Annotated in this window: 24 protein-coding genes and 1 other annotated feature; all 24 genes read right to left on the reverse strand. The window is 30.6% G+C overall.

What is annotated here, in order from left to right; genetic code table 11:
- Positions 1 to 4: 4 nt before the first annotated feature.
- The 24 genes from ANHYDRO_RS05230 to glmS all read right to left on the reverse strand — a co-directional run bounded on the left by ANHYDRO_RS05230 (position 5) and on the right by glmS (position 23447).
- Complete coding sequence (locus tag ANHYDRO_RS05230; protein WP_004814341.1) at positions 5 to 685, reverse strand: transaldolase family protein; 681 nt, start codon at positions 683 to 685, stop codon at positions 5 to 7.
- A gap of 18 nt (positions 686 to 703) precedes the next feature.
- Positions 704 to 1516 carry an SDR family oxidoreductase gene (locus tag ANHYDRO_RS05235; protein ID WP_004814342.1) on the reverse strand — a complete coding sequence of 271 codons (813 nt, stop codon included), beginning with the start codon at positions 1514 to 1516 and terminating at the stop codon, positions 704 to 706.
- Position 1517: 1 nt separating this feature from the next.
- Positions 1518 to 1880 (reverse strand): PTS glucitol/sorbitol transporter subunit IIA, encoded by a 363-nt coding sequence (locus tag ANHYDRO_RS05240; protein WP_004814343.1) that lies wholly within the window; start codon positions 1878 to 1880, stop codon positions 1518 to 1520.
- 8 nt (positions 1881 to 1888) lie between these two features.
- Positions 1889 to 2887 (reverse strand): PTS glucitol/sorbitol transporter subunit IIB, encoded by a 999-nt coding sequence (srlE, locus tag ANHYDRO_RS05245; protein WP_004814344.1) that lies wholly within the window; start codon positions 2885 to 2887, stop codon positions 1889 to 1891.
- A complete protein-coding gene (gene srlA, locus ANHYDRO_RS05250) occupies positions 2880 to 3440 on the reverse strand; it encodes a PTS glucitol/sorbitol transporter subunit IIC (RefSeq protein WP_004814345.1) in 561 nt (186 codons plus the stop codon). Before srlA ends, srlE begins: the two co-directional genes overlap by 8 nt.
- A gap of 22 nt (positions 3441 to 3462) precedes the next feature.
- Positions 3463 to 3903 carry a transcriptional regulator GutM gene (locus ANHYDRO_RS05255; protein ID WP_004814346.1) on the reverse strand — a complete coding sequence of 147 codons (441 nt, stop codon included), beginning with the start codon at positions 3901 to 3903 and terminating at the stop codon, positions 3463 to 3465.
- A gap of 11 nt (positions 3904 to 3914) precedes the next feature.
- Positions 3915 to 5780, reverse strand: coding sequence for a BglG family transcription antiterminator (locus tag ANHYDRO_RS05260; protein ID WP_004814347.1), 1866 nt, complete (start codon positions 5778 to 5780; stop codon positions 3915 to 3917).
- Positions 5781 to 5910: 130 nt separating this feature from the next.
- Positions 5911 to 6270, reverse strand: a complete 360-nt coding sequence (locus ANHYDRO_RS05265) for a DUF1667 domain-containing protein (RefSeq protein ID WP_004814348.1) — start codon at positions 6268 to 6270, stop codon at positions 5911 to 5913.
- The gene (locus ANHYDRO_RS05270) at positions 6267 to 7526 is read right to left on the reverse strand and encodes an NAD(P)/FAD-dependent oxidoreductase (protein ID WP_004814349.1); all 1260 of its coding nucleotides are present in this window, start codon (positions 7524 to 7526) and stop codon (positions 6267 to 6269) included. The genes ANHYDRO_RS05265 and ANHYDRO_RS05270 overlap by 4 nt, the downstream gene beginning before the upstream one ends.
- Positions 7527 to 7538: 12 nt before the next feature.
- Positions 7539 to 8960: an NAD(P)/FAD-dependent oxidoreductase gene (locus tag ANHYDRO_RS05275; protein ID WP_039914150.1), complete on the reverse strand. Its 1422-nt coding sequence runs from the start codon at positions 8958 to 8960 to the stop codon at positions 7539 to 7541.
- Positions 8961 to 9089: 129 nt separating this feature from the next.
- Positions 9090 to 10595, reverse strand: a complete 1506-nt coding sequence (gene glpK / locus ANHYDRO_RS05280; protein WP_039914151.1) for a glycerol kinase GlpK — start codon at positions 10593 to 10595, stop codon at positions 9090 to 9092.
- A gap of 11 nt (positions 10596 to 10606) precedes the next feature.
- The gene (locus tag ANHYDRO_RS05285; protein ID WP_004814352.1) at positions 10607 to 11179 is read right to left on the reverse strand and encodes a glycerol-3-phosphate responsive antiterminator; all 573 of its coding nucleotides are present in this window, start codon (positions 11177 to 11179) and stop codon (positions 10607 to 10609) included.
- Positions 11180 to 11558: 379 nt separating this feature from the next.
- Positions 11559 to 12167: a sugar transferase gene (locus tag ANHYDRO_RS05290; protein ID WP_004814353.1), complete on the reverse strand. Its 609-nt coding sequence runs from the start codon at positions 12165 to 12167 to the stop codon at positions 11559 to 11561.
- A gap of 32 nt (positions 12168 to 12199) precedes the next feature.
- Positions 12200 to 12907, reverse strand: a complete 708-nt coding sequence (locus ANHYDRO_RS05295) for a pseudouridine synthase (RefSeq protein WP_004814354.1) — start codon at positions 12905 to 12907, stop codon at positions 12200 to 12202.
- Positions 12888 to 13223: a PadR family transcriptional regulator gene (locus ANHYDRO_RS05300; protein ID WP_004817003.1), complete on the reverse strand. Its 336-nt coding sequence runs from the start codon at positions 13221 to 13223 to the stop codon at positions 12888 to 12890. The genes ANHYDRO_RS05295 and ANHYDRO_RS05300 overlap by 20 nt, the downstream gene beginning before the upstream one ends.
- Before the next feature lie 40 nt (positions 13224 to 13263).
- Positions 13264 to 15846, reverse strand: a complete 2583-nt coding sequence (locus ANHYDRO_RS05305) for an ATP-dependent DNA helicase (protein ID WP_004814356.1) — start codon at positions 15844 to 15846, stop codon at positions 13264 to 13266.
- On the reverse strand, positions 15843 to 16361 hold the full coding sequence (locus ANHYDRO_RS05310; RefSeq protein ID WP_004814357.1) for a GNAT family N-acetyltransferase: 519 nt from the start codon (positions 16359 to 16361) through the stop codon (positions 15843 to 15845). Before ANHYDRO_RS05310 ends, ANHYDRO_RS05305 begins: the two co-directional genes overlap by 4 nt.
- 67 nt (positions 16362 to 16428) lie before the next feature.
- Positions 16429 to 17280: a MetQ/NlpA family ABC transporter substrate-binding protein gene (locus ANHYDRO_RS05315; RefSeq protein WP_004814358.1), complete on the reverse strand. Its 852-nt coding sequence runs from the start codon at positions 17278 to 17280 to the stop codon at positions 16429 to 16431.
- 18 nt (positions 17281 to 17298) lie between these two features.
- Complete coding sequence (locus tag ANHYDRO_RS05320; RefSeq protein ID WP_004814359.1) at positions 17299 to 18171, reverse strand: MetQ/NlpA family ABC transporter substrate-binding protein; 873 nt, start codon at positions 18169 to 18171, stop codon at positions 17299 to 17301.
- A 14-nt stretch (positions 18172 to 18185) separates the two neighbouring features.
- Positions 18186 to 18851: a methionine ABC transporter permease gene (locus ANHYDRO_RS05325; protein ID WP_004814360.1), complete on the reverse strand. Its 666-nt coding sequence runs from the start codon at positions 18849 to 18851 to the stop codon at positions 18186 to 18188.
- A complete protein-coding gene (locus ANHYDRO_RS05330; protein ID WP_004814361.1) occupies positions 18838 to 19866 on the reverse strand; it encodes a methionine ABC transporter ATP-binding protein in 1029 nt (342 codons plus the stop codon). The genes ANHYDRO_RS05325 and ANHYDRO_RS05330 overlap by 14 nt, the downstream gene beginning before the upstream one ends.
- The gene (locus tag ANHYDRO_RS05335; RefSeq protein WP_004814363.1) at positions 19859 to 20998 is read right to left on the reverse strand and encodes an amidohydrolase; all 1140 of its coding nucleotides are present in this window, start codon (positions 20996 to 20998) and stop codon (positions 19859 to 19861) included. The genes ANHYDRO_RS05330 and ANHYDRO_RS05335 overlap by 8 nt, the downstream gene beginning before the upstream one ends.
- Positions 20941 to 21078, reverse strand: a complete 138-nt coding sequence (locus ANHYDRO_RS09990; protein WP_162010670.1) for a hypothetical protein — start codon at positions 21076 to 21078, stop codon at positions 20941 to 20943. The genes ANHYDRO_RS05335 and ANHYDRO_RS09990 overlap by 58 nt, the downstream gene beginning before the upstream one ends.
- A gap of 61 nt (positions 21079 to 21139) precedes the next feature.
- Positions 21140 to 21363 (reverse strand) — a binding site (T-box leader).
- A 263-nt stretch (positions 21364 to 21626) separates the two neighbouring features.
- Positions 21627 to 23447 (reverse strand): glutamine--fructose-6-phosphate transaminase (isomerizing), encoded by a 1821-nt coding sequence (glmS, locus tag ANHYDRO_RS05340; protein WP_004814364.1) that lies wholly within the window; start codon positions 23445 to 23447, stop codon positions 21627 to 21629.
- Positions 23448 to 23705 lie beyond the last annotated feature (258 nt).

A 23705-nucleotide genomic window follows, 5' to 3' on the forward strand; every position in this document is an offset into this window, starting at 1 on the left:
TTTTTTAATTTAAATAATCAATCATAGTTTTCTTATTAGGGTCAATTTTTTCAAAATCTTTTGAAAAATCTTCTACTGCCCTATCCACATTCCTATCATCAACAAATTTATTAATTACATCTACCCCGCAAGTGAGAGCTCCCACTCCGTATTCTATTAAATCAAGAGCTTGGTTTGAATTTTTAAAACTTGCTGCCAAAATTTCTGTTTCAAATTGGTTTGAATCTATAATATTTTGGATTTTTTTTACAATATAAAGTCCATCATATCCTAAATTATCAATCCTATTTACATAAGGAGCCACATACTTAGCCCCTGCTTTCATAGCAAGAAAGGCTTGCATTGGAGAATATATAGCTGTTGCTGTAACTTTAATATTTTCTTTTTTAAGCTCTTTCATAGCCTTAAAACCTTCTTTATTAGAAGGAATTTTTACAAAAGTATTTTCTCCAAACTCTTTTGCTATTAATTTCGCTTCTTTTATTATATCCTTAGAATTTTTTGATAAAACTTGCACATGAAGCTCGTCTTGACCTATTATTTTTCTTATCTCACTTAATACATTCTTTGGTGATTGATCTTGCTTTGAAAGAATTGATGGATTTGTTGTAACTCCATCTACAAGATAATATTGATATATTTCTTTTATCTTTTCAATATTTGCATCATCTATTAATAGCTTCATATATAACTCCTTTTATTTTTATCCCCTAGTTTTTCCACCTGCAACATTTATGGTTACTCCGTGGATGTAGGATGACCTGTCGCTTGCTAAAAAGCAAACTAAATTTGCAACTTCAGAAAGCTTTCCACTTCTTCCTAATGGAGTTGTTTTTGTTGATGAATATCCCTTTCTTAAATCATCTACAGATATAGACCTTGTATAAGCAAGGGCAGTTTCATATGATAAAGTTCTAAGCCCTGTAGCTTCCAAAATTCCAGGAGCAACACCTACAACACGGACTCCATATTTGCCAAGTTCTTTTGACCAAGACCTAGTAAAGGAGTTTACAGCATTTTTTGTAGCTGCATATATAGATTGACCTTCACTACCTTCAAGACCCGATTCTGAACTCATATTAATTATTACCCCAGATTTTTGCTTTACAAATATTTTTGCTGCCTCTTGGGAACAATAAAATAATCCTTTAAGGTTTATATCAACAACCTTATCAAAAACTTTATCATCAAGCTCAAATTCACTTTCTTCTTTTTTTGGATCAACTAAGAGCCTAGGTATATTTATTCCAGCATTGTTTACAATTGCATCTAAGCTTCCATATTTTTTTACACCATCATCTATTGCTTCTTTTACATCTTTTCTGCTAGTTACATCACAAACTTTGTAAAGAAGATTTTTTTCATTTTCAAAATTAAATTCTGGTTTTTCTTTATTAATATCACAAGCAATAACATTAGCCCCAGATTCTAACAAGCCTTCACTTACTGCTTTTCCAATTCCTGATGCTGCTCCAGTAACAAGTACAACTTTATTTTCTAATCCTAACCAATCCATTTTATGCCTCCAATATTTTTATAGTTGATCCTATTTCTAACTTATTTAAATTTCCATTTTCACAAATTATTGCCCCAGGTAATAAATCATCTAAATTTTCTGATAAATTAACAGTTAAATGACCTAAATTTTCTAAATTTGTTTGAGCTTCTTCTCCAACGGCTAATATTTTTACTTTTGATCCATCAACTTCAAAATAATCGCCTGCTTTAATTTCTCCATTGACTTTTTTGATATCTATTAAATGACAATAATCTTTTAAAGTATCAGGTGCATTATCACCGAAAAATATCATCATTTCACTTCCGAACTCTTCTACTAATTCTCCTTGAGCCTTAATTTTATTCTCGTAAATAGCTTTCATTATTACTCCTAATATAATCCAAATGATGCAAGATATCCTACTATTACTCTTGGTACTCCTATAAGAAATCTTGAATACATAACAGATACTACTCCAACTTCTACTGTTTCTTTTTCTGCTTCAGCAAGTCCCAATCCAACTGGTATAAAATCACAAGCGTTTTGTGTATTTATAGCAAACAAAGCTGGTAGTGCAAGATTTGGTGCAATATTACCCCTTGCTATTTCGCTACCAATCAAGGTTCCTATAACTTGACTTATAACAGCTCCTGGTCCCAATAAGGCTGATAAAACAGGAAGTGAACAAACTAAACCTAAAATTACAAGGCCAACAATATTATTTGCAAGAGGTATTAATAATTTTGCAAACCAATTACCAAATCCTGATCCTTGAATTATACCTATAAGCATAGATACAAATGCCATAAATGGAAGGATTGTATTTAAAACAGTTTGTACAGAATCTCTTCCTGCTTGGAAGAAAATATCTATAACCCTACCTGTTCCCATACCAACTTTTTGGATAAATGAATTTCCAGATTGTTCTGCTAAAGTTTCAGAAACTTTTTTATCACTTGAGTAAGAAACTTTCTTATCTTCTTTCTTATTGCTTTCAGAAACATTTTCTGTAATCTCATCTTTTGACAAAGCTTTAATTTGATTTAATCCTACATCAGATACATAAATATCTTCTGTTATATAATTTGCTAGTGGACCTGATTTTCCAGTTGCCATAATATTTATAGTAGGTATTCCTTTTTTAGGATAGATTCCACATCTTAAAGTTCCACCACAATCTATAATTACTGCGAAAATTTTTTCTTCTGCTACAGAAGTTTTAAATCCATTAACAGCTTGGCAACCAGTAAGTTCAACAATTTTATCAACTATATCTGGTTTTGCTCCACCACCTGTTATATATAAAAGTGTATCTTTTTCTCCCTCAGGGCCTACTTCTAATGGTCCACCAAATCCTGCATGGCCTTTTTCTATTCTAATTTTAGTCATTGTGAGCCTCCACATCTATGCTTCTTTTTAATTTTATATTTTGTTGTTTTTCAACATATTTTGTTGTAAAATCTGTTATCCATCCTGCTAAAAAGTTCATTACCAAACCTACAAGCATATATCTTATAGCTAAAGGTACTGTTGATAGACCAAGTTTTTCAACCCCTTGAGCTATTCCTAACCAAACGAATAATTCTCCAGGATTTATGTGTGGGAAAATACCATTGTTTGTATGGCAGTGATAAGCTGCTGATGCATAGTAAGAAGGTTTTTGTGCTTCAGGTAAGAATTTTCCCATTGATAATGCCATAGGATTACCTAGCATAAATGCTGAAACAAATGGAAGGACTCCATAAGCTAATAATTTATTTTTCGAACATAATTTTCCAAATTTATTAACTCTTTCAGCTCCTATAAGTGCTATTAGTGCGTTCATAAATACTAAAAGTAAAAGTACCTTAGGTACAATACCTGTCATCCAACTTACTAGAGTCTCTGCTCCAAGCTCAAATAATCCTATAAAGGATTGAGCGAGATTTACTAAAAAATCCATAAATTTTCTCCTTATTTTTTATTTATTTTTTAAAAAAGCCAAAAGCTTTTTGTAGAGGCGATTTTTCCATTTCTATCTTTTCTCCATTTAATGCTTTAATAAAATTTTCCCTTGCATTTAAAATAGCTAAAGATAGGTTTTTGTCTAACTTTAATCCTTTTAAAAGCTCTTGATCTAAATCTTTTATATTGGCATTATTAAAAGTATCTTCTTTTTTGAATCTAGCAAATACTGAAACACCTTTAATATAAGCGTAATTTTTAATATTTCCTATATCATCTACAGAAAATAAAACTATAGAACCTGCCCTAATAGCTCCCTTTTTTATACCTATAGCAACTTTTCCATCTTTGATAAATTCATTAAAATATTTTTTAAAAGAATTCATCTGTAAAAAAGTAAATAAATATTGAAGTAGGTACATAAAAAGTATAAAAATACCTAAAATTATCAAATTGTTCATAGTATTTCTCCTTATCTAAATAAATTTGTATCCTTGATAAAAAATTCCATGAGTTTAGGATAAGATTTTATCTTAGATATTTTATCAACTAAGTTCTCATCATTTGCTATAGTAACAATTTCGTCATATAGCTTAACTAAAATTTCATCTAAATTTTCTGGTAAACCAACTAAAAATATTAATTTTGGATAAGATTTCTCATTTATACCTAAAGCTACAGTAAGTTTATTTGCCTTTGCATGAGGAAAAGCTACACTTTTTGAGAAAATTGTTGAAGATTTCTTTTCTCTATCAATAACTTTTTGCTTGAAATCTTTTGAAATTAATCCTTCATTTTCTAATGAATCTAGCATATAAATGAGATTTTGGTTAAAATCTTCTCCATCTAATAAGAATAATTTTTGATCATTTAGTTCATTTAAAAATACAGATTTCAAGAATCTTTTATTTAAAACTAAATTTTTCTTTTCTCTTAGATTTTCAATTCTTTCCTTAATTATTGCAAAATTGTAGGCTTCTTCTCCACTTATCTGATTTATATCTGTATCAATGTCCTTATTTGTTATAATAAGGTCAAAAGAATTTAAATTTAAATCGATAGAGTCTAATATACTTACAGATAAATCATTTCCAGGACTCATTGATTTTAGCTTCCTTTTTAAGGATTGACCATTGATTTCATCAGTTGTATAAATAGCAATTTTAAAGCTATTTTTATTTATCAAATCTAGTTTTTCAACTATATATATTTGAAAATATGAGGCCAAATAAGACTTCTCTGATTCATTTATCTTTTTATCAAGCTTATCTTCTATAACCTTAGAAGCTATTTCTGCCATCTTATAGGCAACCCTATATTCCTTTTTAATCTCATCGTTTAGGCTATTTTGTATCTTGTAATCAAGTTTAATCCTATTTAAAAGAAAATATATATGGTAGGTAAATTCTTTTTTGACCTTTCCTAAGTCAACTTCAAGGTCCATTCGCTTTTTGATAGCCATAAAAATTTCTTCTATCAAATCATATATTTCATCCCCTATTTTTATGTCTGAAATTTTATTTGTTATAAGAGGTGTTCTCATTCCCCTAATAGGTACAGTTATAAATTTCAATTCTTCATGACTTAGGACAATATCAAACATATGACTTACCTTATCTCTTAAGATATTTGCAATATCGAAGGAAAATTTATTTGAATCATAAGCATAATTATCTGAAAGATTTTCAATATTATGTCCCTTATTAATTCTAGAAATAGATACATTTAAAAACATTTTCATTTTTTCTATTGTATCCTCATCTATTAGGTAAGGTGATAAAATATCCTTAATTATCTTTGAAACTATTTTTGTATTTTTATTTTCTTTAATAATTTCATAGTAACAATTTTCGATAACAAAGTTTCTTATATCTAATTCTTCTCCTTGTAAACAAATACCTACATTGGGTTTACCTGATATCTTTAACCTATAATCTTTTATCAAATTATTTAGTTTTTCTATATCCTTATTTAAGGTTGTCTTTGAAATCATCATTTCAAAAGATAAATCACCCATATTAGCTGTATCATTTAAAAATAGATATCCAATTATATAAATGAGTCTATACTTTTCATTATTAAAACTTTCTCCTTCTTTTTTTATTATGTTTACACATCTTTTGTATAGGTTATAATCATAAACAAAAAGTGAAAGCTTTTTATCTTTAAGGTTAACGAAAGCACAGTTTTGCATTTTTTTATTTAGTTGTTTTACATCATTAGACAAGGTTTTCTTGCTAATTTCTAATTTCTCCAATAACAATTCTTCACTTATAGAGCTTCTTTCAAGAATTTCAAGTAACTGAAGACTTCTATTTTCTATTTTTTTCCAAATCATATCCTCCCTCTTTCTATATAGTAATATTTTTATTAAAAAAATTAATATACACTTTTTCTAGCTTTAGGAAAAATGATTTGTTAACTAAAAAAATCTCAAGCCTAAGCTTGAGATTTCAATCTTTTTTATTTTATTTTCTATTTGCTGTAGCTATTAGAGAAATTCCTGTTTCTGCTATATTTTCTATAACTACATCTCCAACATGAACTGGAGCTTTTATTTTAGCCTTATTTATTTCATCCATGGCTTCGTTCATTTTATTTTTTGGAATTGCATCGGCAGTTTTTACTGAAACTGAGTATTCTTTTCCACCATCAACTTTTACTGTAGAAGTTACTACTCTTACTGGATTTTTCACTTCGTTTCTTGCGTAAACTTCTCCTCTTTTACAAGTATTACCTGTTACATTTTCTACATTTCCATCTTCATCCATTGTTACTGTTACAAGGCAACCTAGAGGACAATTTATGCAGGTTAATTCTTTTTTCATATTTCCTCCAATTTTATTTCTATTTCTTTTGCATTTTCATCTATATCTTTTTTCTTTAGTATTAAATTTTCCATTTCACCTGGAGCATATACTAATTTTCTTTTCTTTGTAACTTCTTTTCCATCTACATACATTTTTAAGACTCTGTTTTGGTAGACATTGTTTACCCTAAATCTTATTATTGCTTCATCTTGCATAGTATCTGGATTTATATATTGTGGAAGGGTATAAGATATTCCATCTCCAGCTTTTAAGTATATTGGATCTGTTTGAGATTTTTGGAATTTATCTTTTATATAATCTGCTGCATTTTTTGCTGCAAGTTCACTTTCTTCTGTTACATAATCTACCAAGTCATGAACGTGTAATACATTTCCTGCTGCAAATACTCCATCCACATTTGTCATTAGCCTATCAGAAACGATAGCTCCTTTTGTTTTTGGATCCATTTCTATGTGAGCTTGTTTGGTTAGTTCGTTTTCTGGTAAAAGTCCTACAGAAAGCAAGATTGTATCGCAGTCAAAGTGTTTTTCTGTTCCTGGTATTACTTTCATATTTTCATCAACTTTTGAAAGTGTACATCCAGTTACTCTTTCATCTCCTTCTATTGATGAGATTGTTGTATTAAAATAAAGTGGAATATCAAAATCGTCCAAACATTGAACTATATTTCTTTTTAGTCCTCCGGAAAATGGCATAATTTCAGCAACACATTGAACGTCAGCACCTTCTAGGGTCATTCTTCTTGCCATAATCAATCCTATATCACCAGATCCTAAGATTACTACTTTTTTACCTGGCATATAGCCTTCAAGATTTATCATTCTTTGAGCTGTTCCTGCTGAATATACTCCTGCAGGTCTACTTCCTGGAATATTTAGGGCTCCTCTTGGTCTTTCTCTACAACCCATAGCAAGAATTACTGCCTTTGGTTTTATTGTAAACATTCCGTTTTCTTCGTTCATCAAAGTAATAGTTTTATCGTTTGCAAAATCTACTACTATTGTATTTAATAATACGTCTATATCTCTTTTTTCAACTTCATCTATAAATCTTTGAGCATATTCAGGACCTGTAAGTTCTTCTTTGAATCTGTGAAGACCAAATCCGTTATGGATACATTGGTTTAAAATTCCACCAAGCATTTCGTCTCTTTCAACTACTAATATATTTTTAATTCCTTCATCATAGGCACGAGCAGCAGCTCCAAGTCCTGCAGGACCTCCACCTATTACTACTAAATCATAATTTTTCATCTCAAATGCTCCTTACTTTACATGTCCTTTTATGTAGTAAGAATCTTTTCCATTTTTTACTACATCGTCATAATTTACACCAGTTTCTCTTGCAATAATTTCCATAACTCTTGGTAGGCAGAAACCTCCTTGGCATCTTCCTGCTGTGGCTCTTACTCTTCTTTTTACTCCATCAACAGTTCTTGCTCCAAGTGGACGATTTATTGCATCAACAATTTCACCTTCTGTTATAGATTCACACCTACAAATAATTTTTCCATATCTCTTATCTTTTTTGATTAATTCGTCATGTTCTTCTAAACTTAATTCACTTGTTTTTGGTGTTGGTTTCCTATCATAGGTAAAATCTTTATTTTCTTCTAAGTTTAATTTTTCATCTACAAGATTTGCCATGTATTCGCCAATAGCTGGTGCTGATGTTAAACCAGGAGACTCAATTCCTACACAGTCAAAAAATCCATCAAGGCTTTCTTTTAAGATAAAATCTCCACCAACTTCGTGGGCTCTGTTTCCTGAAAATGATGTTATTACCATTCTTACAGGAACGTTTTTAACTGTATGATTTGATTTTTCAATAACTTCTTCTAAGTGTTCTCTTGTTGAACGTCTATCATGTTTATCATCTATAAAGTCAGATGTAGGACCTACTAGAGTATTTTCATCTATTGTTGGTGTTACAAGAATTCCCTTACCTTTTTCTGTTGGAAGGTTAAACATTACATGGTTTACAAAACCCTTTGTATCCTTATCTAATAGTAAATATTCTCCACGTCTTGCCTTGATTTCATATTTTTCATCTGAAACTTGGTTGTGAATTTCATCTGCATAAATTCCTGCAGCATTTATTATGGCCTTTGTCTTATATGTATTATTTTCAGTAGTAACTTCCCAATAACCATCTTTTTTTTCTGTTTTTACTACTTTTTCATTAAATTTATAATCAACCCCATTTATGTTAGAAACTTCTGCAAAGGCTATGTTCATTAAAAATGGATCTACAATTCCTGCCTCTTTTGAATAAAGGGCTGCAACTACGTCATCTGTTATATTTGGTTCCATTTCTAAGATTTTATCTCTTTTTAAAATTTCCATTCCAGAAACGCCATTTTCAATTCCTTGATCATAAAGGGCTTGTAATTTTGGCATATCTTCTTCGCTGTGGCAAAGAACAAAAGTTCCAATTTTCTTGTAAGGGAAAGATAATTTTTTTGCTTCCTCTTCCATCATATGATTTCCTCTTACATTCATTTTTGCCTTCATTGTGCCTGGTTTTGCATCATAACCACCGTGGCAAATTGCAGAATTTGCCTTTGATGTTTCTGTACATACATCTTCATTTTTTTCTAAAACTAAGAAATTTCCTTTTCTCTTTGATAGTTGGTAGGCTACAGATGTACCTGTTACTCCTGCTCCTATAATTATTGCATCAAACATATTTTTTCCTTTCACTCTAAATTTAAATGAAAAAAAAGCAAGCTAAAGTAGGGCTTACTTCAACTCGCTTTCTCATCGCTTTATTTACTTGTTAACTATATTATAGTACAAATTTTATAATTTGTAAAATTATTCTTCAAAATGGTTTGCCCAACCAAATGCTCTTTGCATAGCTCTTTGCCAGTTTCTATCTTTTTTATCTCTTTCTTCAACAGAAATTTCTGGATTAAATTCTTTATCTACAAGTCTATTTTCTTTAATTTCTTCAAGATCTTTATAGAAACCTACTGCAAGACCTGCCAAATAACATGCACCTAGAGCTGTTGTTTCTAAAGTTTCTGGTCTTTCTACCTTTGTTTGAATCATATCTGCTTGGAATTGCATCAAGAAATTATTTGCACTTGCTCCACCATCTACTTTTAATTCTTTAAGTGGTGCACCAGAATCTTTTGCCATTGCATCTAAAACGTCATTTGTTAAATATGCAAGTGATTCAAGAGTTGCTCTTACTATATGGTATTTGCTTGTTCCTCTTGTAAGTCCTACGATTGCTCCTCTTGCATAAGCATCCCAATATGGAGCACCAAGGCCTGTGAAAGCTGGAACTACATAACATCCATTTGTATCGTCAACTTTTGTAGCCATATATTCTGTATCATCAGCAGCATCTACAATTCTTAATTGGTCTCTTAACCATTGGATAGCAGAACCTGCAACAAAGATTGAACCTTCAAGAGCATAATTTACTTTTCCTTCTTCAAGTCCCCAAGCTATTGTTGTTACAAGGCCGTTATCAGATTTAACTGCATCTTCACCTGTATTCATAAGTAAGAAAGCACCTGTTCCGTAAGTATTTTTTGCATCACCTTTGTTAAAGCATGTTTGTCCAAATAAAGCTGCTTGTTGGTCACCTGCCATTCCTGCTATAGGAATTTCACCATCAAAATATCCTGCAAAAGTATTTCCATAAACACAACTTGATGGTTTAACTTCTGGTAACATACATTTTGGAATATTTAAAATTTCAAGAAGTTCGTAATCCCATTCAAGAGTATGGATATTAAAAATCATAGTTCTTGAAGCGTTTGTGTAGTCTGTTACGTGAACTTTTCCACGAGTTAAATTATAAACTAACCAAGTGTCAACAGTACCGAATAATAATTCTCCATTTTCTGCTCTTTCTTGTCCATTTTCAATATGGTCAAGTATCCATCTTATTTTTGTTGCTGAAAAATATGGGTCAACTACAAGACCTGTTTTATTTTGGATAGTTTCTCTATAACCATCTTCCACTAATTTATCTGCCATGTCAGCAGTTCTTCTACATTGCCAAACGATTGCATTGTATACAGGCTTACCTGTAGCTTTTTCCCAAACTATTGTTGTCTCTCTTTGATTTGTAATTCCTATAGCTTCAATATCTTTAGCTTCGATACCTAATTTTGCAATTGCTTCTGTACAAACTCCAAGTTGAGTTGACCAAATTTCTGTAGCATCATGTTCAACCCAGCCAGGATGTGGGAAAAATTGAGTAAATTCTTTTTGAGCAACAGACATTATTTCACCTTTTTTATTAAATAAAATTGCTCTGTTACTTGTAGTTCCAGCATCTAGCGCCATTATATACTTTGTCATACAAACTCCTTTTACATTTTCCAAACATTATAATTTGATGATGATACAGCAACTGCCTTTGAATTTAGGGCATCAAAAACATCTTTTTTATCCCTAACTAGCCCTCCGGCAATAAGAGGAATAGATGTTCTTTTTTCTATATCATCTAGAATTTTTGGCATAATACCGGGAAGTATTTCAACAAGATCGCAATTTGCCTTTTTTAATGTTTCTTTTACATTATTATAGGATAAGGAATCAAGGACGAAAAACCTTAGTATAGCTAAAAGTCCTATCCTTCTTGCATAAGCTGCATTTTGACTTCTTGTTGTAATAATTCCATCGGCATTTGTGTATTTTTTGATAAATGATGATGACAAAGATGATGAGGAAAGCCCCTCAATAAGGTCTTCGTGAACAAATACAACCTTATCACGATCTTTTAATTTTTCAACAATGGCTGGTATTGATTCAATGCTCCCATACAAAACAAAAACCACCTTGTTGTTTTCGTATTCATCTTTTAAACACTCTTTTAAATCCGTATTATCCTTTATTGCCATAATACATGGATTTTCTAAAAGCAAGTCTATAATATCTATCATTTTTCCTCCAAATACACAAAGCGAGACCTATGTATAAAATAAGTGCTCGCTTCTCCAAATATATTTATTACATTTTTATTTTATCATATTAATTTTTATTATGCAAACAATTTCATAAGTTTTTTCTAATATTTTTACAAAATAAAAAAGATGGATTTCCATCTCAGACTGTTAACAAAGTATACAAATCCTCATGCTAAGAATATCATACGAAAAAAATTGATTTGATTTCAAATTTGAAAATTTGTCAAAAATCGCACTGTTCGAGCGTTAGCGAGTTTGCGATTTTAGAATTTTAAAATTTAAAAATCAACAATTTTTGGAGTTAGATATTCGTGCTTGAGGATTTGTCTACGTTCTGAGATGGATTTCCATCTTTTTATTTAAAGTCTTCTTCGCTTCTTTTTCCTTCTCTTATTCCTTCTCCAAATATTACAGCAGGTATTGTTTTTAAAAATAATTTTATATCATCTACAAAGTTTATATTTTTTGCGTAAAGTCCATCCATTTTAGCCTTTTGTCTTGGGGGTAGGTCATCTCTTCCTGAAATTTGAGCAAGGCCTGTTATGCCTGGTTTTACCCCACAAGCACCATATTCTTCTCTTAAATCTAAAAGTTTTTCTTCTTTTAATATTACAGGTCTTGGGCCTACAAAGGACATATCTCCTTTTAAGATATTATATATTTGTGGAATTTCATCTATTGATGTTTTTCTAATAAAGCTACCAAAAGGTGTTATGTAATTTTCAGGATGTTCAAGCTCCCATGTTGAGGCGTTTTGGGGAGCTGTTGTTCTCATGGACCTAAATTTATAACATCTAAATGGTTTTCTATTTCTTCCTGATCTTTCTTGGATAAATAGGACAGGAGCCTTGGGCTCTTTTATTTTTATTATTATTGCTGTGATAAGAATTATTGGACTTAAAAAGATTAGGGCAAATACAGCTAAAATTTTGTCCAATATAAATTTTATATGATTTTCGTACATATTTTCTCCTTAACACAAATTATTTTTCTGTGTTAATCTTTTATAAATAAATTTTTTTCTTCCTCGCTAAGTTCCCTATATTGACCTGGGTTTAGGCTTTGGTCTAATTCTAAATCTCCTATAGCGAGTCTTTTTAATTTTATAACTTCATTGTCATTGTTTGAAAATAATCTTTTTACTAAATGAAATTTGCCTTCTGTAACATATACATAGGCTTTTTTCTCTCCTATTATATCAAGTTTTGCACTTCTTGCATAATAGTCATCTTCTTTAATATATACTCCATCTTTAAAATTTTCAACTAAGGATGGGTCTATTTTTTTGGATGTTTCAACCTCATATTTTTTCCATATATGGGAGTTTGGACTTATAACCTTATGGATAAATTTTCCATCTGTTGATAATAATAAAAGTCCTGTGGTATCTTTATCAAGTCGTCCTGCTATAGCAAGGTCCAAATTTAAATAAAATTCATCTAAATCGCTCATTACTGTCCCATCAAGTTCGTTTGATTGGCAAATAAGCCCTTCTCTTTTGTTCATCATTATATAAATATTATCAAAATAATCTACAAGCTCACCCATATATATAACCTCATCCAAATTTGGGTCAACTTTTACTGATGAATCTTTTACAATTTGACCATTTATTATTAGCTCACCTTTTTTTGCATTTCTTTTTATATTTTTTCTTGTATCAAGATTGGCATTTCCAATCATCTTATCTACTCTCATTATCATTTTTTACTCCTAAAATATTTCTTACATTTTCTTCAAGCTCCAAAAAATCTTTTGAAAAATCTATCAAATATTCCTCCCCCTTTGGAGTTATATAATAATATTTTCTTTTTGGTCCAACCTTGGATTTTTCTTTTGATGAAAATATAAGTCCTTTTTTTGATAGTCTTTGCAAAATAGGATAAACTGTTGACTCTGTCATATTGTAAAAACCATTTAACCTTAAAGTTTCCACTATTTCATATCCGTATGTTTCTTTATCTTTTATAATTTTTAGAATTACCCCTTCGATAACTCCCTTTAACATTTGAGATTTCATTTTATCACCTAAGAACATTGTATTACATAGTAGAGCTTATTCAAGTTCTTTTACAAAAATAAGCCATAGGACAATATCTACACTTACCTTTATCATCGGTCCTTATTTCTATATTTTTTTCTACTATATTTTTTCCTATCCTATCTATATATTCCATATCAAAATCCGATTTTTCAACTTCTATTAGCTCATCTTCTTCTATAAAATATAAAAACATCCTATCAACTTTTTTATTATTATATACCAACAAGTTGTAGTAAGTAAGGAGCTGGTTTTTGTATGAAGATAAATTATTAATTTTTCCAGTTTTAATATCTATTATGGTCCCATTTTCAAGGACTATGTCAATATTTCCTTGGAGTATATAATCTTTTCTGTCAAGTTTTATATTCATTTCCGAATTCTTTATAGGAAAATTCCTATTTACAAAATTTTCTATTGGTCTTTGAAATTCTTTATTTTCTCTTATAAAATCATTTATTTTTTCTAAAGAAAGATTTTCTTTTTTTAAGTTTGTAAGATATTCTGATAAACTGTGGACTTTTGATCCAAAATCTAAAGCTTTAGTTTTTTCTTTCCTATAGTTTAAAAGCCTAATAAATTTATATTTTAAGGGGCAGGCATCATAGAGAGAAATATCTGTTGTATAGGCCAAAATTTCTTTTTTAACATGGTCTTTTTTGAATTTAAAATCTATGGAATTTAAAATTGATGAAGTCTTTAGGCCTTGGGCAAAATTAATCATGCTTTGATCTTGGCAGTTATCTAGTAAAACCAAGAGATTTTTTGCCCTGGTAAAGGCAGTGTAGTATTTCCTATAATAATTTTTCAAATAATCGCTTTTATTTTTTACATCAATTTGAGGACTAAAGGCCTCCCTATCTTTTCTTGGCTTATCATACAAACTTGAAACAAAAACCACATCATACTCAAGTCCCTTTGCCTGATGGATTGTAGAAAATATTACCGAATCTTTTGGAACATCGAAGTTTTCAAATTCGCTTATGGAAGAATTTTTAAAAAGATAAAAAATGTATCCATAAATTAAATCTACTGATTTTTCATAATAGTTAATATTATCACCTTGTAAATTTATAAAATCTGATAGAATTGATGTAAATTTTCCTATATTCGAAAGCTCCCTTATCTGGTTTAAGTCATCCATTTTTTGACCTAAAATTTTCCTAAATATATCAAGGCCAAAGGCCCTATACAAAATATCAGTGTAGGATTTATTTTGGGCTAAGGATAATTTTTCTTCATTTATAAAGGCATTTAATTTTTCATCTTTTACAAATTCCTTATTATCAAAAATCCCACCTATATATTTCTTAAAATTTGTTTCTTGGACCCATTTGTACTTATCTGGGCTTGATCCTGTAAGTTTTTTGGGTTTTTTTGAAAAAATTGAAAGTAGGACATAAAGGCAAAGCCTTATTTCTCTTCTTTTAAAAAACAATTTTGATGACTTATTTAAAACATTTATCCCGTGATTTTCAAAATAAGTTTGTAAGGATTTGGGATAGTCGCTATTTAAGCTTGGAAATAAAAAGGCTATTTGATTTAAATTAATTTTTTTATTTAAAAATTTTACTATTTTTTCAATATTTTCGTAATTATTGGCCCTTGCCCTTACCACAGAATTTTCATTTTTATTTTTCTCACTTGCCTTTAAGTTTTTAATTTTTTCCACATCAAAAGCCTGAGATTTTACAAGAAAATCCCTTGACTTATCAATAATTTCTTGGTTTGACCTATAATTTATATCAAGCTCATAAAATTTGGCATCTGCCTTCATTTTTTTCTTACAAGATTTATCAAATTCCCTTAAATTTCTGGGGCTTGCCCCCCTAAAAGAATAAAGGGCCTGGTCATCATCCCCAAAAACCATGAGATTTTTTCCCTTACAAAGGTTAAAGGCAATTTCTTCTTGGATTTTGTTGGTATCTTGGTATTCATCAATAATTACAAAATCAATCCTATCTCTGATTTTTTTGCCAAAAATAGGATCTTCCAAAAGGTCATAGAAATTTTTAAGGATCAATTGATAATTTATAAGATTATTCTTATCAAGAAAATCTGCCCATTTTAAATAAACTTCTAAGGCCAAGCTATCCTTGGCATTAGAAGAGTTTCTAAGCTTATTTAAATCTATCAAATTGTTGGTAATATTTGAAAAAATCCCCATAATCTGACCCACTTCATTGTAGGAAATAAGTTCATTAAAATTTGGAATTTCCCTAAAAATTCCCATATTTTTCTCAAGCAAATAACCTTCAATGTTTGAATCTATAACAAAAGGATCAAAGATTTTATTTGTAAAGGCCCTATATTCTTTCAAAAAAGAAAGGGCAAGGGAATGAAAATTTCCAATAAGCATATTTGAAGTATCAGCTTTAATATTTTCTTTTTTAAGTCCTGACTCAACCCTTTCTATAAGCTCATTTGCAGCCTTTTTAGTAAAGGTTGTAACAAGAATTTTATTAGGACTTAGGCCCTCATTTTTTATTAAAGAAATAATTTTTTGGACAATAGTAAAAGTTTTTCCAGTTCCAGGACCTGCAAGAACTGCAGCCGGATATTTTGAATCATTTACAATCAAATTTTGCTTTTCATTAATCATAAAACTAGCTCATAAACATATCTTTTTGATCTTCTTATCTTATCATCAACCGTACAAATCCCAACTTTTTCAAAAGAAAATTTCTTTATCAAATTTTGCATCTTAAAATTATCAGGATGGGTGTCAATTCTTATGGAATCCATTTTTAAATCTTTGCCGTAAGAGATGATTTGGTCAAAAAATTTCTTGGCTATTCCCCTTTTTTTCGCACTTTCTTTCACACTAAGTCTGTGAATTGTAAGATAAGGTCCATGCTTTTTAAAATTATTTTCAATTTCCCTATAATCTTCTTCGTAAGTTTTTTTCAAATAAGCAAAAGATAAAATTCCCCCACCTTCCTCATAAACAAAACTTTCCCCTGTTATAATATTTTCACAAATCCCCTCCCTATCAGGAAGTCCGTTTTGCCATTGGTCAATCCCATCTTTTTTTAAAGCTTTTTTTCCGTCATCTATTATTATCATAATTTCATCTAAATCTTTAATTTCTGCTATTCTCATATCATTATTATACATTAATTTATTTAAAATTTCTCAAATTAAAAAACTACGAGTAAAGCTCTCGTAGTTTTTTAAAGGGGTCTTATTTTTCCCAAGCTGGAATCCATGCTCCGCCTGTGAATTTTTTATAGTCTTTTTCAGTTTCTTCTGTTTGGTAATAATTTTTTACAAAGTCATTTAAAACTTTGTCATCTTTTCTATCTTTTTTTGCAACTATTATATTTACATATGGGTTATCGTCTGTTGGTTTTGAATCTTCAAATTTTAAGGCTGGATATTCTGTTGCAATTTTTGAATCAAGGGCAAAGGTATCATTTACAACTGCTATAGCTGCTGAGTCTAGGTTTCTTGCAGTTTGACTTGCATCTACTTCTGTAATTTTTAGATTTTTTGGATTTTCTTTTACATCTGTTACTGTAATTGAATCACCTTTTTTTCCATTTACCTTTATTAGTCCTGCATCTTGTAATAAGAATAGAGCTCTTGCACCGTTTGATGCATCGTTTGGAATCACTACTTCATCATTATCTTTTACTTCGTCTAAGGATTTATATTTTTTTGAATATATTCCAAGTGGTGCAAGCATTGTGTTTCCAATTGATACTAGGTCTGTTTTGTGGTCTTTGTTGTATTCTTCTAGATATTTTTTGTGTTGGTAGGCATTTAAGTCAATATCTCCAGATTCTAAGGCTTCATTTGGTTGATTATAATCTGAAAATACTACAAGTTCAACCTTATTTCCTGTTTTTTCTTCATATCTTTTTGATACTTCATTTAATACATCGTTATATTCTCCAACTACACCAATTTTTATTGTTTGTTTTTCTTTGGTATTTGAGTTTGAGTTTGCTTCGTTTTTATTTTCTTTGTTCCCACATGAGCTAAATCCTACAAGTAGGGCAAGTCCTAGGGCTATTTTTCCTAATTTTTTCATTTTCTATCTCCTTAATTTTTATTTCCAAGCTGGAATCTCTGATCCTTTTGTTTCTTTTTCTACTAATTTTTTGGTTTCGTCTGTTTGGTAATAATTTTTAATAAAGTTTTCTACAGTTTTTGAATCTTTGTCTTCTTTTCTTGCTGCAATTATGTTTACATAGATTGCCTTTGCTGGATCGTCCTTATCTTCAAGATAAATTGCATCTTCTGTTGGAACAAAGCCTGCATCTACTGCTACTCCTGAATTTATTACTGATGCAGCAACTTCTGTAAGGTTTCTTGCTGTTTGGCTTGCATCAAGTTCTATTATTTCTAAATTTTTTGGATTCTTTTTGATATCTGCTACTGTAATTGCGTCTCCTTCTTTTCCATCAACTTCTATTAAGCCAGCTGATTGAAGTAGGAAAAGGGCTCTTGCTCCGTTTGTTGGATCATTTGGAATTGCAATTTTATCCCCATCTTTTATTTCTTTTACATCTTTTATTTTGTCAGAATATATTCCCATTGGGGCAAGTAGGGTATCTCCAACTGCAACTATATCAGTTTTGTGAGATTTGTTATAATCTTCCAAGAATTTTTTGTGTTGGAAGGCATTTAAGTCAATATCGCCTGCTTTTAAAGCCTCGTTTGGCTGGTTGTAATCTGAAAATGAAACTATTTTTATTTTCTTTCCTGTATCTTTTTCAAATCTTTTTGCAATATCTTCTAATACTTCATTTTTTTCTCCACAAACACCAATTTTTATTTCTTTGGCATCTGCAAACCTATCTTCTGTTTTTGCTTGGTTTGAAGCATTGCTGTTTGAGTTTGTGTCATCTTTCTTATTTCCACAAGCTGTTAAGCTTAGTACTAGCCCTAAGCCTAGGGCAATTTTTGTAATTTTTTTCATTATTTTCTCTCCTTTTAATGTGATGTTTTCTTTATTAATAAATTTGCAAGGCCTTGGATGGCATATACAATTATCAATATTACTATTACCGATATAATTACAACGTCATTTTTGTACCTATTATATCCAACTGCTATTGCTAGATTTCCTATTCCTCCAGCTCCGATTGTTCCAGCCATTGCTGTAAGACCTAGAAGTGAAATCAAGGTTATTGATGAGGCTCTTATTAATGAAGGAAGTCCTTCTCTTAAATAAACTGCTGTTATAATTTCAAAGGGAGAATTTCCCATAGCCTCTGCTGCTTCTATTACTCCAGGATCAACTTCTGCCAAGGCTTGTTCAACTTGTTTTGCAAAAAATGGTACACAAGAAAAAACTAAGGGAACTATTGCAGCTGTTGGTCCAATTCTTGTTCCTACTATAAAGTTTGTAAGAGGACTTATTACAGCAAGTAAAATGATAAAGGGAATAGCACGAAATAGGTTGGTAATTTTATCTAAAATGCTATAAACTTTTTTATTTTCCAAAATTCCGCCTTCATTTGTTACAACTAATATAACTCCTATTATAAGTCCAAAAATTCCTGAAAATATAGCTGATAAAATCAACATATAAAATGTAAGTCCTATATCTTCAAAAATCCTATCTTTTATTGAAAGTGCATAATCAAAGTATCCCATTACTATCTCCTAAAAGTTCTACATTTGTTCCTCCAGCTACCAAATATTCAATAGCCTTGTCGATATTTTCTTTTTCAGCCTTAAAAGTTACTATAAGATTTCCAACTGGAACATTTGTAATAAATTCTATATTTCCTGCCAGTACATTTGTTTTTACCTTAAATTTTTCATAAATTTCATTTATAACAGGCTCTGTGGTTGAAGCTCCAACATAGGAAAGTTTTACTAAAAATTCATCCTTTTTCAAAACTCCCAGATTATTTTTAACTTCTTCTAAGGTTTGGTTTACATTTGTAGATGTTTCTACAAAGTCTTTTGTAAGTCTGTGTCTTGGATTTGAAAAAATTTCAAGGGTTGTGCCTTCTTCAATAACTTTTCCATCTTGCATTACAGCAACCTTATTGCAAAGATCTTTTACAACCTCCATTTGGTGGGTGATAATTACAATGGTAAGGCCAATTTTTTCCTTGATTTCTCCAAGAAGTTTTAAAATTTGCTTGGTAGTTTTTGGATCAAGGGCACTTGTTGCCTCATCACAAAGTAAAATCTCAGGATCTGATGCAAGGGCTCTTGCAATTGCACACCTTTGTTTTTGTCCACCTGAAAGCTCTCTCGGGAAAGAATCAGCCTTATCGCCTATTCCAACCAAGTCCAAAAGTTTTTTGGCCTTCTTAATTTTTTCTTCTTTTGAAATATTGTCTTTTCTAATTGGAAAAATTACATTATCAATTACAGAAATATTATTCAAAAGATTAAAGTGTTGGAAAATCATTCCTATTTTTTTACGTCTTTGTCTTAAATCTTTTTGAGATAGGTTCAAAAGATTTTCACCCTTTATCAAAACCTCACCATTTGTTGGCTTTTGCAAAAGATTTATACATCTTACTAAAGTTGACTTACCAGCTCCGGAAAATCCTACAATACCAAAGGCATCAGCCTTTTCAATTTTAAGATTTACTCCATCAACCGCCTTAAAACCATCAAAGTCAACGCTTATATTTTTAAGTTCAATCATTATTACTCTCTTTCCTACTAAAATTTATTAAAAAGTTAAGGGCAGATGCTAGGCCGAAATAAAGCCCCTCATTATCTACATCAAATTTTTCAGTATGGGCACCTGCTCCATAGCCTTCTTTTTCGTTTTTTATACCGATTTTTGCAAAAACTGTTGGGCAAATTTTTGCATATCCATAAAATGACTCTCCCCCATAAGAAACTTCTTGGTCAACCAAGGCATCAGGAAGGATCTCATTTAAAGATTTTCTTGCAAAGTCTGCAAGTTTTTCATCATTTGTCACTGGATAGGCAACCACCCTTGTATAATCATTAAATTCAATCTTACAATCATAAAGATTTGCAGTTTTTTCTGCCACACTTTTTAATTTTTCCAAGGCATTTTCTCCAACCTCATCTTTGAAAAATCTCAAGGTCGCCTTCAAATTTGCCTTATCAGGAATTACATTTGAAGCAAAACCTGCATTTATTGATCCTATTCCCAAAGTTACAATTTCATTTGGATCAAGATTTGTTGCCCAAGTTTGATTTAAATTATTTATAATAGCAACCAGGGCATTGATCGGTGAGGTCAAAAGGTCTGGCCTTGAACCATGACCACCCTTTCCAATTACATCAAAATCAACTCCTGCACATCCTGCATAAACTCTTCCTTTGGAAATGGCAATTTTTCCAGTTTCTATTTCGGTATTAACATGGTTTCCGTAAATTGCATCAAAGTTAATATTTTTTAAATGATCAACCATAGCGTGGATTCCTGCCCCTGTCTCCTCGCCTTCTTCAAAGATAAAGTAAAATTTCCCATCTAACTTATCCTTAATTTGGCTTAAGATTTTTGCACTAGTTAGGGCAAGGGCCATATGAAAATCATGGCCACAAGCATGCATTATGCCAGGATTTTTTGATACAACTTCCTTTTTTCTTTTTAAATTTTGATCATTTTCTAAAATTGGAAGGGCATCTATATCAGTTCTTAATCCTAATATTTTTCCTTCTTTTTTTGTATCAAGAATTGCTATAAAGCCTGTTGAATTTTTAACTTCTTGGATTTCTAAGCCAAGTTTTTTGCACTGGTCTATGAGAAATTTACGGGTTTCAAATTCCTTGCTTGAAAGCTCTGGATTTTCATGCAAATAATTTTTATTTTTTTAGAAAAATCTAAATTCTCCTTTATTAATGCCTTTATTTCATCAGGGCTTATATTTCTTGCCATTTTCTCACCTTTACCTTCTAAATTTATACAAAATAAAAGTCCTTATCGTAGATAAAACTACAATAAGGACGAAATTTTTCCGCGTTACCACCTTTTTTGCACTAAAAAATGCCACTTCAGATACTTACATATCCTAACTCTATAACGGGAGTTCCCGTATAAGTCTAAATATCGACCTATCCCATCTGAGACCATCTTCATCATATTTTTTATCCACCCTTCTCAGCAAAACAGGGTTCTCTGTACAATAATCCATACGACTACTCTTCTCTTTATCTGGTTTTGTAAATCTCTTTGATAATTAGATAATACTATCTTTTAAATTTTCTGTCAAGACTTTTTTTAATTTTTATAAATTTATAGGTGAAATTATTAATTAAAAGCCCTAAAATTCAGACTTTCATAAAAGCATACAAATACTCATGCTAATAATATGATAGGTGAAAAATTTTTTAAAAATTTTCAAAAAAAAGAAGCCCTAAGGCTTCTTCATGGTTTTGGTAAAATAAATTCACTAATAATATACTGTAATTAATTTTTTGTGCAAGTTATTCTACTGTTACTGATTTAGCTAAATTTCTTGGTTTATCTACATCAATTCCCTTTGCATCTGATGTGTAATAAGCAAGTAATTGTTGTGGAACTACAGCTAGTACTGGGTAAAGGGCATCTATTGTTTCTGGTAATTTGTAAGTGTAGTGAGAAATATCTTCAAGGTGGTCATCACTTCTTGCTATTGAGAAAATATTCGCTCCTCTTGAAATAACTTCTTTTACATTTGAAATTGTCTTTTCCATAATATTTTCTTGAGTTGCAACTGTAACAACTGGTGTTCCCTCTTCAATTAGGGCAATTGTACCGTGTTTTAATTCTCCAGCTGCAAAGGCTTCTGAGTGAATATATGAAACTTCTTTTAATTTCAAAGCACCTTCTATTACAGATTTATAATCTAGGCCACGTCCTAGGTAAAATATTGATTCAGAGTTTTTAATCTCTTGGGCATATTTTTTGATATCTTCTATATCATCAAGAATTTCCTTAACTTTTTCTGGGATTTTCTTGATTTCTTCTAAGATATTTTTGTATTCTTCTTCACTTATTGTTTCTAATTTTCTAGCAAAGTCTAAGGCTAGCATATAAAATGAGATTATTTGTGTTGTATAAGCCTTAGTAGATGCTACTGCAATTTCAGGTCCTGCATAACAATAAATTGTCTTATCAGCTTCCCTATCAAGAGATGATGCAACTACATTTGTCAAAACAAGAGTCTTTGCTCCCTTTTCTCTAGCAAGTCTTAAAGCTGCAAGGGTATCAGCAGTTTCTCCTGATTGAGATGGTAAAATTATTAAAGTTTTATCATCTATAAATGGATCATTGTATCTAAACTCACTTGCTATATCACAGATTACTGGAATTTTTGCAAATTTTTCAAAGGCATATGAACCAACAATACCTGCATTGTAGGCTGTACCACAAGCTACCATATAAATTTTATTAAAGCCTTCAAGTTCTTCCTTGCTAAAGGCGTTTTCTTTAAAATCTATAAGACTATCTGTCATCTTGTATTTGATAGTATCAGCAATAGCCTTTGGTTGCTCATTAATTTCTTTAATCATGAAATGGTCATAGCCTTCTTTTGTAGCATCTTCAAATGAGAAAGTAACCTTAGAAACTTCTCTTTCTACTTCCTTATTTTCCCTATCATAGATAGTATATTCATTTCCTTTTATATCAACAAGGTCTCCATTTTCAAGATAAACTACATCTTTTGTATATTTAATAATTGATGGTAAATCACTTGCTGCAAGAATTCCGTCATCAGTAAGTCCTAAAACAAGTGGACTTTCTTCTCTTAAAACAATAAGTCTATCATCTTCGTCTTGGCAAATAATTCCAAGTGCATAAGATCCCCTAAGCATAGCCTTAGCTTTTCTTACTGCATCTAATAGGTCATTTTCATAGAATTTTTCAATTAAAACTGCTATTACTTCTGTATCAGTTTCTGATTTAAAAGTATATCCTTCTTTTTTAAGATTTTCTTTTAATTCATTGTAATTTTCAATAATTCCATTATGAACTACAGCAATTTTCCCATTATTTGAAAGGTGTGGGTGTGAATTTACATCTGAAGGACCACCATGAGTTGCCCATCTAATATGGCCAATTCCCAAATGTCCCTTGATAGGATTTTTAGAAAGTTCATCTTTTAAAACTTTAACCTTACCACTTTTTTTAACTGTAGAAAGTACTCCTTCATCAATTAATGAAATTCCAGCAGAATCATATCCCCTGTATTCCAATCTTTCGAGACCTTCAACAATTACATCTCTAGCTTCTAAATTTCCTTTGTAACATACTATTCCGCACATAGTATCCTCCTTATATATTTAATTTTAGAGGTATCACTTTATTTTCTTTGTAATAAGAATTGCTTCTTATCTTTGTTAAATACTAAGCCTGTGAAAGCTATAGAGCATCCGCCGAATTTTCGATAACTCCATTCCTCGTCATCCCAAAGGGATCTGGCGCTAATTGATTTTTACCTCGTTTTAACATTATACACTATAATTATGAATAAAAAAAGTAATAAAAATAAGCTTTATTTTAGGAAATTTTTATAAAATATT

Origin of the sequence: Anaerococcus hydrogenalis DSM 7454 (assembly GCF_000173355.1) — a bacterium.
Lineage (GTDB): Bacteria > Bacillota > Clostridia > Tissierellales > Peptoniphilaceae > Anaerococcus > Anaerococcus hydrogenalis.